11 protein-coding genes are annotated in these 14,145 nt (G+C 68.1%); 10 read left to right on the forward strand and 1 reads right to left on the reverse strand.

The features are described 5' to 3' along the window. Nucleotides 1-276 precede the first annotated feature (276 nt). Entirely contained in the window at nt 277-717 is a 441-nt protein-coding gene (locus FOE78_RS13405; RefSeq protein ID WP_143986733.1) for a hypothetical protein, read from the reverse strand. Between the two features lie 165 nt (nt 718-882). Here FOE78_RS13405 and ruvC point away from each other — a divergent pair, with 165 nt between their 5' ends. The 10 genes from ruvC (at nt 883) to FOE78_RS13455 (ending at nt 13,964) form a co-directional block, all read left to right on the forward strand. Then, the gene (gene ruvC, locus FOE78_RS13410; protein ID WP_143986734.1) at nt 883-1,467 is read left to right on the forward strand and encodes a crossover junction endodeoxyribonuclease RuvC; all 585 of its coding nucleotides are present in this window, start codon (nt 883-885) and stop codon (nt 1,465-1,467) included. Further along, on the forward strand, nt 1,464-2,078 hold the full coding sequence (gene ruvA / locus FOE78_RS13415; RefSeq protein ID WP_143986735.1) for a Holliday junction branch migration protein RuvA: 615 nt from the start codon (nt 1,464-1,466) through the stop codon (nt 2,076-2,078). Before ruvC ends, ruvA begins: the two co-directional genes overlap by 4 nt. 19 nt (nt 2,079-2,097) lie before the next feature. Further along, entirely contained in the window at nt 2,098-2,916 is an 819-nt protein-coding gene (locus tag FOE78_RS13420) for an SAM hydrolase/SAM-dependent halogenase family protein (RefSeq protein ID WP_143986736.1), read from the forward strand. Nucleotides 2,917-3,268: 352 nt separating this feature from the next. Beyond that, nucleotides 3,269-4,363 (forward strand): Holliday junction branch migration DNA helicase RuvB, encoded by a 1,095-nt coding sequence (gene ruvB / locus FOE78_RS13425; protein WP_143986737.1) that lies wholly within the window; start codon nt 3,269-3,271, stop codon nt 4,361-4,363. A 373-nt stretch (nt 4,364-4,736) separates the two neighbouring features. Next, nucleotides 4,737-5,393, forward strand: a complete 657-nt coding sequence (gene yajC / locus FOE78_RS13430) for a preprotein translocase subunit YajC (RefSeq protein ID WP_143986738.1) — start codon at nt 4,737-4,739, stop codon at nt 5,391-5,393. Nucleotides 5,394-5,488: 95 nt separating this feature from the next. Then, on the forward strand, nt 5,489-7,219 hold the full coding sequence (gene secD / locus FOE78_RS13435) for a protein translocase subunit SecD (protein ID WP_143986739.1): 1,731 nt from the start codon (nt 5,489-5,491) through the stop codon (nt 7,217-7,219). Beyond that, entirely contained in the window at nt 7,219-8,577 is a 1,359-nt protein-coding gene (secF, locus tag FOE78_RS13440) for a protein translocase subunit SecF (protein ID WP_143986740.1), read from the forward strand. The genes secD and secF overlap by 1 nt, the downstream gene beginning before the upstream one ends. Further along, the gene (locus tag FOE78_RS13445) at nt 8,578-9,114 is read left to right on the forward strand and encodes an adenine phosphoribosyltransferase (RefSeq protein WP_143986741.1); all 537 of its coding nucleotides are present in this window, start codon (nt 8,578-8,580) and stop codon (nt 9,112-9,114) included. A gap of 30 nt (nt 9,115-9,144) precedes the next feature. Further along, nucleotides 9,145-10,281 (forward strand): potassium channel family protein, encoded by a 1,137-nt coding sequence (locus tag FOE78_RS13450; RefSeq protein WP_143986742.1) that lies wholly within the window; start codon nt 9,145-9,147, stop codon nt 10,279-10,281. Nucleotides 10,282-11,729: 1,448 nt separating this feature from the next. Further along, nucleotides 11,730-13,964, forward strand: a complete 2,235-nt coding sequence (locus FOE78_RS13455; protein ID WP_228266213.1) for a RelA/SpoT family protein — start codon at nt 11,730-11,732, stop codon at nt 13,962-13,964. The last annotated feature ends 181 nt before the right edge of the window (nt 13,965-14,145 follow it).

Raw genomic sequence — 14,145 nt, forward strand, 5'->3', positions numbered from 1 at the left:
AAGATCAACTTGTGGGAGTGAAGCCAACTCGATCCAGCGGGCGCGACTCAGCTGCAGCCGATCCGCGAGCTCGAGCCCAGGGTCCTGAGCTTGCTCGAAGGACCGCGAACACAACCCCAGGGGTCCTGAGCTTGCTCGAAGTACGGCCAACGCAACCCCAGGGTCCTGAGCTTGTCGAAGGACCGGCAACGCAAACCCAGGGGTTCTTGATCGAGGCGCGGGGGACCTGGGCCCGACGGCAGGTCGAGATCAAGTGTGTTGCTGATCTTGGAATCGTTACTGCGGCACCGGGATTGACCTGCGGGCAGTGCGGCGCTGACTCACGTACCAGATGACGAACCCGACGACGAGCGTCGCTGCTGCGACGGCGCCCAGCTCGCCGGCCAGCAGCCAGAGGTAGCCGAGAACTGCGGTCGAGCTGACCGAGAGTCTGACCGAGATGGACGTGATCACGCCAAGGATCCCGCAGGCCATTGCGTAACCGGTAGCGGTCCGGACGACCAACCTGGACCCTCTGAAGATCAACATCACCGCGGCCGCGATCAGATTCGGCAGACCGAGCAGGGCCGACGAGATCAGCAACACGCCCAGGGAAGCCGCGGTGATCGGCTCGCCGGGCTCGTGCGAATCGAACCAGTTCTGGACCAACGTGGCCGCGAAGAACACCGCGGGGATGATCAGCAGCAGCCTGTCGTGCGTCCTTACCACTGCGTGCATCGAGCCACCCCATGCTGATCCTTGGGCAAAGCTATCTCGGCACGAGGTCGGCGGCGCCAAATCAAGCAACGTGGAGTGGCCCGACACGCCGACGTCCTCGCGCCGACGTGTGGGCGCCCTGGGATAGGGTCCGAACGTCTGTTCGGATCATCTTCAGGAGGCGTCGTGCGGGTCCTCGGAATCGACCCCGGCCTGACCCGGTGCGGGTTCGGCGTCGTCGACGGGGCGCCGGGCCACAGCCCGCAGTTGGTCGCCGTCGACGTCGTACGCACTGACGCCGGCACCGAGATCGCCTATCGACTGCTCCGGCTGGAACATGCCTTCGAGGACTGGATCACCGAGCACCGCCCGGACGTCGTCGCGGTCGAGCGCGTCTTCGCCCAGCACAACGTGCAGACCGTGATGGGGACCGCTCAGGCCGCCGGGGTGGCGATGTTGGTCGCGGCCCGGCACCAGCTTCCGGTCGCCCTGCACACGCCGAGCGAGGTGAAGGCGGCGATCACCGGCTCCGGTCGCGCGGACAAGGCCCAGGTCGGGCAGATGGTCACCCGGATCCTCAGACTGGACGTGACGCCGAAGCCGGCCGACGCGGCCGACGCGCTGGCGCTGGCCATCTGCCACGTCTGGCGCGGCTCGGCCTCCGATCGCATCACCCGCGCCACTGCGGCCAGCGCCGAACAAGCTGCCCGGCAGCGCAGGGCGTACGCACTGGCCCGGCAGCAGTTGCCCGCACCGGGAGCACCGGCGTGATCGCCCTACTCAGCGGCACCGTGGTCGCCCTCGGGGCGACCTGGGCGGTGATCGACGTCAACGGGGTCGGTCTGAAGGCGTTCTGCGGCCCGAACACCACCGCCGAACTGCGGCACGGCCAGCAGGCGACCCTGGCGACGTCGCTGGTGGTCCGCGAGGACTCGCTCACCCTCTACGGCTTCGGCACGTCCGAAGAACGCGACTTCTTCGAACTGTTGATGACGGCCTCCGGCGTCGGCCCCAAGCTCGCCCAGGCCGCGCTTGCGGTGCTGACCCCGGACGAGCTGCGGACCGCGATCGTCACCGAGAACCTGGTCGCGCTGACCAAGGTGCCCGGCGTCGGCCGCAAGGGCGCGCAACGGATCGTGATCGAGCTCAAGGACAAGGTCAACGCGCTGACCCCGTCAACGTCCGGGACCGCAGGGCTCGCTCCGATGCCCACCCAGCAGGAGGAGTGGCGCGATCAGGTCAGCCAGGGACTGCAAGGGCTCGGCTGGTCGGCCAAGGATGCCGATGCCGCCTGCGGCCGGGTGGAACATCTGGCCGCCGACGATCCGGCGATCAGCATCGCCGAGTTGATGCGAGCGGCGCTGCGTACGTTGGCGAAGTGACTGTGGCAATCTGCCGAGGGTGAGCTATGACTGGATCTCGCTGCTGACCGACTTCGGCACGTACGACGGCTTCGTGGCGCAGTGCAAGGGATCGATCGCGCGGATCGCTCCCGCGGTCCGGTGGATCGACGTCACCCACGAGATTCCGGCACAAGACGTACGACGTGGCGCGGCCGTGCTGTCGCAGATCGTCGGTCAACTGCCTCCCGCGGTGCATCTGGCGGTGGTCGATCCGGGTGTCGGCACCGACCGCCGCGGGGTCGCGCTGCAGACACCCGGCGGTGTCCTGGTCGGTCCGGACAACGGCCTGCTGGGCTGGGCGGCCGACGTCCTGGGCGGCGTACGGAAGGCCGTAGCGCTGACCAACACCGACTACCACCTCGGCACGTCCAACACCTTCCACGGCCGCGACATCTTCTCCCCGGTCGCGGCGCACACCGCCGTCGGCGTCTCCCTCGATGATCTGGGTGATCCGGTGGATCCGGCCGAGTTGGTACGGCTGCCCGATCCGGTGCTGAGCGTCGGCTCCGGACAGCTCGACTGCGAAGTGCTGACCATCGACCACTACGGCAATCTTCAGACCTCGGCGTCCGCGGCGGCGCTGACTCGGGCCGGGTTCGAGCGCGGCGATCGACTCGAATGGGCGATCGGCGATCACCGGCTGACAGTCTTGTTCGGCCGGACCTACGGCGAAGTGCCGCCGGGCGATGCGCTCGCCTACCTTGACTCCGCCGCGTTCCTCAGCCTCGGCGTCAACGGCGCCAACGCTGCGGCCCGCCTGGGCATCCCGCCCGGCACCCCGATCACGATCAGCGGCGCGGCGCTGGGCCGCGACTGACCCAACCACCCGAAGTCGCGAACACACGACTTCCGGCGCTGCTGCCGTACTGATAGACCACCCGAAGTCGCGAACACACGACTTCCGGCGCTGCTGCCGTACTGATAGACCACCCGAAGTCGCGACAACACGACTTCCGGCGCTGCTGCCGTACTGATGGACCACCCGTAGTCGCGACAACGCGACTTTGGTGACCGGCCGATGGACGGAGCCGGGGATGGTGGGCTCGCGGACCTGGGGACGAGGACCATCGCACGCGTCGCTGCGAGCCTGCCGGACCTGGGCGCCGGTTGCAGGACCAGCCGGGGCGGTTGCGCCGAGTGTCGGCGGGATCGGCAAAGATGGGCCCACCATGGTTGAACGAGAAGACGCCTTCGAACGGGAAGACGGGGCTGGGCACGACGCCGGCATCGATCTGGTCGATCCGCACCCGGACCCGGAGGAGTCGGCGGCCGAATCGGCGTTGCGGCCGACCACGCTGGCCGAGTTCGAGGGGCAGCCGCGGGTCAGTGATCAGCTCGGGTTGGTGCTGGAGGCGGCGCGGGCCAGGGCAGCGGTGCCCGATCACGTACTGCTGTCCGGACCGCCCGGACTCGGCAAGACCACGCTGGCCGGCATCATCGCCGCCGAGATGGGCGCGCCGCTGCGGATCTCCAGCGGTCCGGCGATCCAGCACGCCGGCGACTTGGCGGCGATCCTGTCCGGGCTGACCGAGGGCGAGGTCTTCTTCCTGGACGAGATTCACCGGATGTCCCGGCCGGCCGAGGAGATGCTCTATCTGGCGATGGAGGATTTCCGGGTCGACGTGGTCGTCGGCAAGGGGCCGGGCGCTACTGCGATCCCGCTGGACATTCCACGCTTCACCCTGGTCGGCGCGACCACCCGATCGGGCCTGCTGCCCGGGCCGCTGCGCGACCGGTTCGGCTTCACCGCCCAACTGGACTTCTACGACGCCGAGGACCTGGAGCACATCGTTCGGCGGTCGGCCGCGCTGATCGGTGCCGAACTCGATCCGGACGGAGCGGCCGAGATCGCCGGCCGTTCCCGCGGCACTCCGCGGATCGCGAACCGGCTGCTGCGCCGGGTCCGTGATTACGCGCTGGTCCGTGCCGACGGACGGATCAGCGCCGGTGTCGCCCGCGCAGCCCTCGACCTGTACGAGGTGGACGCGCTGGGCCTGGACCGGCTCGATCGCGGCGTACTGGAGGCGATCTGCAACCGCTTCGGCGGCGGCCCGGTCGGGCTGAGCACGCTGGCGATCTCGGTCGGCGAGGAGGCCGAGACGGTGGAGGAGGTGGCCGAACCGTTCCTGGTCCGGCTCGGCTTCCTGATGCGTACGCCGCGGGGCCGGGTCGCGACCGCCGCCGGTTGGCGACATCTCGGCCTGAACCCGCCCCGCTCGGTGATGGCCGACGTGACGCCGGACGAGCCCGACCTGTTCAGCTGACGCCTGGATCCAGGTCGGGGCGCATCGGTCGCTTCACCGGGCGAGCTCGGCCGCGAACCGGTCCGTGAGCCGGCCCGACCGGCGATCCTGTCAGCAGCCGAGCAGCCGGCTGTCGAAGAACTGTCGATCCGACGACTTCGATGTCGGCGGCGAGTGAGAGTCTGGGTTTCAACAACTCTCTGGGTAGAGTACGGCGGTCGATGTAGGTCGGTCCGGCCACGGCCCGGCCATGCGACCATGACCGTCAACGGTCAGTCCGCTTGGTTGCTGAAACGGTGCCTGTCGGTGCTGATTCAGGGGCCGTGGTGCTGAGTCAATGAATTGCAAGAACCAGAACGGCGCAACCGGCGCCGACGATTGGACGTGAATCCGAGTGCCAAGCTACACATCGATCCTTTTGATCGTGGTGATGATCATCGCGTTCTACTTCCTGATCATGCGGCCGCAGCGGAAGCGCCAGCAGCAGCAGCAGGACATGATGAAGAAGCTCGAACCCGGTACGAGGGTGGTCACCACCACCGGTATCTACGCCACCATCATCGCGATGGGGGACAAGCAGGTCGTGCTCGAGACCTCTCCCGGCTCGCGGGTCACCATGCTGAAGCAGGCCATCGGCCGGGTGGTCGGCGATGAGGAGGAGGATCCGGAGCTCGGCAGCTACCGTTCGGGGGGCGCGGGCACAACCGGCGTACCGACCGGGCCGACCGCAGCGGCCGATGACGGCTTCGACGAGGCGACCGCACCGGGTGCGTACTCCCAGGAGCCCACCGAGCAGGGTTCGGCTTCGGCCAGCGGCCTGGCCGGCGGCGCGCCGATCCAGGAGTACACGCCGGGCAACCTGCCCGAGTTCACGCCGGCCGACGAGAAGAACCAGCACGAGACGGCGCCGTGGCCGCCCGTCGGCGCCGCCGACCCGGGTGCCGAGGACCGGACCTCGTCGTTGGGCAGCTCGGCGCTCGGGGAGTCGTACGGCCACTCCGGCGAGAGCGGCGACGAAGCGGGGGACAAGAAGGACGAATCCGGCCGATGATCGTCCGGCCGTGCGCCGGGCCGATCGCGGCCGGGACCGAATCCATCCGTCGGCCCCATCCCGGGACCGACTAAACCCCAAGGACCGATCGAACTGTGGCATCCAAGGTCGGCCATCCGCTCCGTACGCTGGTGGCCTTCTTCATCGTGATCGCGGCCCTCTACGGGCTGATGGCGATCACCAAGAACTGGACTCCCCGGCTGGGGCTCGACCTCAGCGGTGGAACGACGATCACGCTGACCGCTCGGAACACCACCGGCAAGGGCGGCGTGAGCGCAACCAGCCTGGAGCAGGCGCGCACCATCATCCAGCAGCGGGTGGACGGCCTGGGTGTCGGAGAGAGTCAGGTCACCACCTCCGGTGGCAATCAGATCATCGTCAGCGCGCCGAACGTGCAGCGCGACGAGCTGATCCAGCAGGTCGGCCAGACCGCCGAACTGCGGTTCCGAGCGGTCTACCAGCAGGAGAGCACCACGCCGACGTCGCAGCCGGGCAACTCCGCGACCGCCGGCACCGGCAACGCGCAGGGCGGCAGCACACCGTCGGCGAAGGCGAGCGCGGGGACCGGTTCGGCAAGCGCAGGCGCGACGGCGTCGAGCACGGCCAAGGGCAACGGCCGCCCCGGTCCGGCGCTGCCGACCGAACCGCCGGCACCACCGTCGCCGCGGCCGACCGCTCCGGGCAAGGGCACCCCGGAGAACAAGGCCGTCGAGTGGCAACCGTCGCAGCAGGACATCACCGATTTCGCTAGCTTCACCTGCCCCCGCGACACCCAGTACTACCCCGACGTCTCTGATCAGCCGCTGTTCACCTGCAACGAGGCAGGCACCCAGAAGTACCTCCTCGGGCCGACGATCATCGAGGGCACCCACGTCACCGACGCCAACGCGAGCATCGGCCAGAGCGGTCTGGGCTGGCAGGTCAACCTGAGCTTCGACTCGACCGGCAGCAAGCAGTTCGAGGACGCCACCCGGGCGCTCAGCCAGAAGCAGTCGCCGGAGAACGCCTTCGCGATCGTGCTGGACGGCACTGCGGTCTCGGTCGCCTCGGTCGATCAGGCGATCGCCGGCGGTTCGGCGATGATCAGCGGCGGTGGCATCAACCAGCAGAGCGCCCAGCAGTTGGCGAACGTGCTGAAGTACGGGTCGCTGCCGCTGGCCTTCGAGATCTCCAGCGTGGACACGGTCTCGGCGACGCTGGGCGGTGAGCAGTTGCAGGCCGGCCTGATCGCGGGTGCGGTCGGTCTGGCGTTGGTGATCTTGTTCTGTTTCGCCTACTACCGCGGGCTGGGCGTCGTCGTGGTCGCCTCGCTGACGGTCGCCTTCGCCACCACGTACGCGATGGTGGTACTGCTCGGCGCCTCGGTCGGCTTCGCGTTGAGCCTGGCCGGCATCGCCGGTGCGATCGTGGCGATCGGCATCACTGCGGACAGTTTCGTCATCTACTTCGCCCGGATCCGGGACGAGGTCGGTGAGGGCCGCGGCATCCGGACCGCGGTCGAGACCGGCTGGCGGCGGGCCCGGCAGACGATCCTGGTTGCCGATGCGGTGTCGTTGTTGTCGGCGCTGATCCTGTTCATCCTGGCGATCGGTTCGGTGAAGGGCTTCGCCTTCACCCTCGGTCTGACCACGTTGATCGACATCGTGGTGGTGTTCTTCTTCACCAAGCCGCTGGTCACCCTGCTCAGCCGGACCAAGTTCTACGGCAACGGGCACAAGTTCTCCGGGCTGGACGCCACCCACCTCGGCGTGACCGCCCTGCCCGGCGGCCGACGCAGAGCCGGAACCGCTACCCGCGCCGCGACGCAGACCGGAGGGGAAGCCTGATGTCCAAGTTGGGACAGTTCGGCCACCGGCTCTACACCGGCGAGGTCTCCTACGACTTCGTCGGCAAGCGGCGGCGCTGGTTCATCATCTCCGCCGTCGCGCTGCTGATCGTGATCATCGGTTTCGCCTTCCGCGGCCTGAATCTTGGCATCGAGTTCACCGGCGGCGCCGAATTCCAGGTGCCGGTCGCCTCCGCCAATCAGCAGACCGTGCAAAAGGTCGAGACGGCGCTCGACGACTCCGGCATCGCGGCAGTCTCCGATGCCACCGTCACCCAGGTCGGTAAGTCCACCATCCGGGTGGAGACCGAGGCGCTGAACTCTGAGTCCGAGGTACCGCAGGTCAAGAAGGTCCTGGCCGACGCCACCGGGGCCAACCCCAACGACATCAACTACAGCCTGATCGGCGCCTCCTGGGGCAGTCAGATCACCGAACGCGGCATCATCGCGCTGGTCGTGTTCCTTGTCCTGGTCAGCGTCCTGCTGTGGGCGTACATGCGGAACGCGAAGATGGCCGCAGCCGCACTGGTCGCCCTGCTGCACGACCTGGTGATCACCATCGGGGTGTACGCGGTGGTCGGCTTCAGTTTCACGCCGGAGTCGCTGATCGGCATGCTCACCATCCTCGGCTACTCGCTGTACGACACCGTGGTGGTCTTCGACAAGGTCCGGGAGAACACCCGCAACCTGACCGGGAGCTCGCGCAGCACGTACTCCGAGGCGGCCAACCTGGCCGTGAACCAGACCCTGGTCCGGTCGATCAACACCACCATCATCGGCGTGCTGCCGGTGGCGGCGCTGCTGTTCGCCGGCGGCGTGATCCTGCACACCGGCCCGCTGAAGGACCTGTCGTTGGCGCTGTTCGTCGGCATGATCAGCGGCGCGTACTCGTCGATCTTCATCGCCACCCCGCTGCTGGCGGCCTGGAAGGAACGCGAGCCGGACATGATCCGGCAGCGCAAGCGGGTTGCCGCCCGCCGAGCCCGGGACGAGGAGCGGGCCGGCGAGAACGTGCCGGCCGGCGCCCGCCGTTCGGCCGCTCGTCGTCGGGCAGCCGCTGTGGTCGCCGATCAGGAGGACACCGACGTCGAGGTCGCCGGGCGCAAGGCCGGGTCGGACAGCGCCCAGCACGCCGACTCCGAGGACACGCAAGCCGAGGAGCGGCGATCCACGCAGTCGCGTTCCCAGGAACCGGGGCTGCCGGCCGATGGTGAGGTCGCGGTCGGCAACTCCCGGATCACCCTGTCTGTTCGCGGCGCGGATGCCGATCAGTCCGACGCCCGCCGTGACAGACTCTCCGAGGGCTCGGCGAAGCGTCCGCAGCCCCAACGCAAGCCCCGCAGTGAACGGAAGAAGTAGATGAACAACCAGAACTGGGTCGATCTGATCCGCGACATCCCGGACTTTCCCGAGCCCGGTGTGGTGTTCAAGGACATCACGCCGCTGATCGGGTCGCCCGGCGGTTTCTCTGCGGTGATCACCGAGTTGGTCCAGCGGACGCCCAAGGATATCGACGTCGTGGTGGGCATGGAGGCGCGCGGGTTCATCTTCGGCGCACCGGTTGCGCTGGCGCTGGGCACCGGTTTCGTCCCGGTGCGCAAGCCCGGCAAGCTGCCGGGGGAGACGATCACCACCGAGTACGAGCTGGAGTACGGGACCAACGCGCTGAGCGTGCACAAGGACGCGATCGGCAACGGTGCCCGGGTGCTCATCGTCGACGACGTGCTGGCCACCGGCGGCACCGTCGCGGCCACCGCCCGGCTGATCAAGGAACTCGGCGCCGATCTGGTCGCGGTCGCCGTGGTGATGGAGCTCGGCTTCCTCGACGGCCGCAAGAACCTCAGCGAACAGGGCATCGACGAGGTCATCTCGCTGACCCACGTCGACGCTCCCTGACGCCGAACAGTCACCGGCCAGGTCCGCGCGATGTTCGAGAGCTACCGCCCCGACGCCCCCAATTTCGCTGACGCCCCCGACTGGCCCGGTGAACACGGGGCGGCCGCGCGGCGTCGTCGTGCCGGCTGGAGCAACCCGATCCTGGTTCGGCTGCCGGAGCGGCAGATCTCTCCCGGCCGGCAGCTGGCGCTGCGCGGGTTGCTGGCGCTGTCGCTGCTGGCGGTCGTGGTCGTGCTGGTCTACGTCGACCGGGACGCGTACAGCGACACCGCCGACGGCTCGGTGTCGCTGGTGGACGCGATCTACTACGCCACCGTCACCCTGACCACCACCGGGTACGGCGACATCACGCCGGTCGCGCCGCATGCCCGGATCATCAACGCCGCCCTGATCACACCGTTGCGGATCGCGTTCCTGGTGTTGTTGGTCGGCACCACCCTGGAGGTGCTCGCCACCCAGGGCCGGCGGATCTTGCTGGATTCTCGTTGGAGGAAGAGGATGCGCAACCACGTCGTGGTGATCGGGTTCGGCACCAAGGGCCGCAGCGCCGTACAGACCCTGACCGACAGCACGGTGGACGCCAGCCAGGTGGTGGTGATCGACGGCCGGCCGGCGGTGATCGCCGAGGCCAACCTGCAGGGGTACGCCGCGATCCAGGGCGACGCCACCCGCCGCGACATCCTCCGCCGGGCCGAGATCAGCAAGGCGCGCGAGGTGATCATCACCCTGGACCGGGACGACTCGGCGATCCTGGTCACGTTGACCACCCGGCAGATGAATCCGGGTGCGCACATCGTGGTCGCGGTCCGCGAGGAGGAGAACGCGCTGCTGCTGCGCCAGTCCGGCGCCGACTCGGTGATCACTTCCTCCGAGGCGGTCGGCAGGGTGGTCGGGCTGAGTTCGATCAGCCCGAACCTCGGCACGGTGATCGAGGACCTACTCGCCGCCGAGGCCGGACTCGAGATCGTCGAACGCCAGGTGACCGCCGACGAGGTCGGCCGCAGCCCGTCGGAGATCACCGACGAACGTGTGCTCGGCGTCGTACGCAACAAGACCCTGCGCCGCTATTACGACCCGACCGTGAGCAAGCTGGAGACCGGAGATCGGCTGGTGGTCGTACGGCAGTCCGCCGGCGAACACGAGCGCAGCCGAACCGCAGCGTCCTAGTGCACCCCGATTCAGATCAGGAGGGTGCGCACCCCTAGCCGACCCGGTACGAGCGGAACCGCTGGGATTCTTCCTGCAAGCCGGCTCCGAGCCCGGCTAAGCGCGCCGCGAGCAGGATTCCAGGAGGGTATGCACCCATACCGGGCCCGACATGACCGGAACCTCCTGGAACTGTCCTGGACGCGAGGGCCCAACTCATCCAGCGAGCCCCGGGCGTCGGATTGCAGGAGGGTGTGCACCCCATACCCGGCCCCACATGATCGGAACCTCCTGAAATCCGTCCTGGAAGCTGGCCCCATGCCCGGCCAAGCGCGCCGCGAGCCGGATTCCAGGAGGGTACGCACCCATACCCGGCCCGACATGACCGGAACCTCCTGAAATCCGTTCTGGAAGCCACGTGCCAGCCCGGTCCAGCGCACCCCGGGCAGGATTGCAGGAGGGTACGCACCCATGCCGGGCCCCACATGATCGGAACCTCCTGAAATCCGTCCTGGAAGCTGGCCCCATGCCCCGGCCAAGCGCGCCGCGAGCGGGATGGCAGGAGGGTGTGCACCCATAACCCAGCTCCGTACGAGCGGAACCTCCTGATACGCGTGCTGGAAGCCTGGGACCAGGCCCTGTCCAACGCACCCGGGCAGGATTGCAGGAGGGTACGCACCCATACCGGGCCCGACATGACTGGAACCTCCTGGAACTGTCCTGGACGCGAGGGTTCAATTCGTCCGGCGAGCCCCAGGCGCGGATTGCAGGAGGGTGTGCACCCATACCCCGACCCGTTAGAGCGGAACCTCCTGAAATCCGTCCTCGATGCGGGCCTGGGCCGAGCTGAGGGGGCTCGGAGGACGGGTGAGAGGGCACCGGATGACGGCGGCTGTGGCGGGGAATTAGACTCACCGTCAATCGTGTTGGAACTGTCGAGTGAACCAGTGCCCGACAGCCGGTGACCGACCCCAGAATTGGGACGGATCGCCGACCGGGAGGATGCCGAGGACGTCGCCCGCCGCGAGGTGGAGCCGAGCGTTCGGCATGTTGCTGAGTTCTGGCGAAAGACACATCCGGTCGAGGCGTCGAAGGGGTCGGAATTGAACGAGCCTGCAACCGCCGTCGGATCACAACAGGGCGACCAGACGCCTGATCCGGCGATTGACCGGCCGGCCGCAGCTGCGGGCCGGCCGGAGGGTACGGCTGCGCCCGAACCTGGTGCCCAGCCGCAGGACAGCAGGCCGCAGAACCCGACCGACTCCGCAGCCCAGCGCGGCGCAGCGCTCGACCACGACGGCGCGGCCGCCCCCGGCAACCGCGCCGCGTCGGACACCGGCACGATGCACGCCAGCAGCTCCGATTCCGACAGCACCGGGTCGCCGGACAAACCCAACAGCTCACCCGACAACGGCAGCGTGGCGGTACCGGTCCGGCTGGCGACCGGGCCGGAACATCCCCGCGTACGGATGCGGCAGCGGATCGCCCGATTCGGCAGCGGCCGGCCACAGACTCCCGTACTGGACCCGCTGTTCCGTACGGTTCGCGCCAACCATCCCAAGGCCGACACCGCGTTGCTGGCCCGTGCCTACGCCACCGCCGAGAAGCTGCACCGCGGGCAACTGCGCAAGAGCGGCGACGCCTACATCACCCACCCGCTGGCGGTCACCCAGATCCTGGCCGAGCTCGGCATGACCGAGGCGACGCTGTGTGCCGCGCTGCTGCACGACACGGTCGAGGACACCCCGTACACGCTGAGTCAGCTGAGCCGCGACTTCGGCGAGGAGGTCGCGCTGCTCGTCGACGGCGTGACCAAGCTGGACAAGGTCAAGTACGGCGAGAGCGCGCAGTCGGAGACCATCCGCAAGATGATCGTGGCGATGAGCCGCGACATCCGGGTGCTGGTGATCAAGCTCGCCGACCGGCTGCACAACATGCGGACACTGCATCACCTGCGGCCGGACAAGCAGAACCGGATCGCCACCGAGACGCTGGAGATCTACGCACCGCTGGCCCATCGGCTGGGCATGAACACGATCAAGTGGGAGCTGGAGGACCTGTGTTTCTCCACCATTCATCCCAAGGTGTACGACGAGATCGTCCGGCTGGTCGCCGAGGCCGCGCCGAAGCGGGACGAATTCCTCAGCAAGGTGATCAACGAGGTCACCGCGGATCTCAAGGCGGCCAAGATCAAGGCCACCGTCACCGGCCGGCCGAAGCACTACTACTCGATCTACCAGAAGATGGTGGTCCGGGGCCGCGAGTTCAACGAGATCTACGACCTCGTCGCCCTGCGGATCCTGGTCGAGACTCCCCGTGACTGCTATGCCGCCCTCGGCGTGATGCATGTCCGCTGGAACCCGCTGCCCGGCCGGTTCAAGGACTACATCGCGATGCCGAAGTTCAACATGTACCAGTCCCTGCACACCACCGTGCTGGGGCCGGGCGGCAAGCCGGTCGAGTTGCAGATCCGGACCGAGGATATGCACCGGCGGGCCGAGTACGGCGTGGCTGCCCACTGGAAGTACAAGCAGGGCGGCAAGGGCGCGCCGACGCCGGCGAAGTCGAACGGTCCGGGGGGCAACAGCAACGACCTGGTCTGGGTGCGTCAGCTCCTCGACTGGCAACGTGAGACCGCCGATCCGGGGGAGTTCCTGGACTCGCTGCGGTTCGAGATCAACTCCTCCGAGGTGTTCTGCTTCACGCCGAAGGGTGACGTGATCTCGATGCCGTCCGGCGCGACCCCGGTCGACTTCGCGTACGCGATCCACACCGAGGTCGGGCACCGTTGTGTCGGCGCCCGGGTGAACGGCCGGCTGGTGCCACTGGAGTCGGTGCTGTCCAACGGCGACGTGGTGGAGGTGTTCACCTCCAAGGCCGAGGGTGCCGGGCCGAGCCGGGACTGGCTCTCGTTCGTGAAGAGCCCGCGGGCCCGGAACAAGATCCGGCACTACTTCACCAAGGAACGTCGCGAGGAGTCGATCGAGCAGGGCAAGGACATCCTGGCCCGGCACCTGCGCAAGGCGGGGCTGCCGATGCAGCGGCTGCTCACCGTCGAGCACCTGACCTCGGTGGCCAACCACTTCCGGCTGGCCGACGTGGACGCGCTGTACGCGGCGATCGGGGAAGGTAACGTCGGCGCCGCGGCCGCGGTGAACCGGTTGATCAGCGTCGAGGGCGGCGAGGAGTCCGCGGTCGACGAGACCAGCGAGGACCGGGTCGCCACCGGCCGGCGTCGGCGCAAGAGCGGCGGCAGTGAGGCCGGCATCGAGGTGGTCGGCGCGACCGATCTGTGGGTCAAGCTGGCCAAGTGTTGTACGCCGGTGCCGGGCGACGACATCATGGGTTTCATCACCCGCGGCTCCGGTGTCTCGGTGCACCGTACGGACTGCGTGAACGCGGCCAACCTGAAGCAGCAGGCCGAGCGGCTGGTCGACGTGGTCTGGACCCCGGGGTCGCAAAGTGCTTACCTGGTGGCGATCCAGGTCGAGGCGCTGGATCGCAACCGGCTGCTCTCCGACATCACCCGGGTGCTGTCGGACCAGCATGTCAACATCCTGTCAGCGGCGCTGAACACCTCGAAGGATCGCATCTGCAAGGCGAAGTTCACCTTCGAGACCGCCGACCCGACCCATCTTGATCATGTGATGCAGGCGGTCCGCGGCATCCCCGGAGTCTTCGACGCGTATCGGATCAGCCAGTAACCTCGGCGCCCGCGCTCCAACTCCCGCGGCACACGTGCGTCCGGCAGACTCCAGGTCCACCGTCCAGGTTCCGCTCCGCTGCATTCGTCCCGTTCGCACATCCGGGTCCGGATTTTCCGGCACGTGGGGGATTTTCGGGTGTTTGGTAGTGGGTCGGGTCTAGATTTGCCGGCACGTGGGG

Source organism: Microlunatus elymi (genome assembly GCF_007362775.1).
GTDB classification, from domain to species: Bacteria; Actinomycetota; Actinomycetes; order Propionibacteriales; family Propionibacteriaceae; genus Microlunatus; species Microlunatus elymi.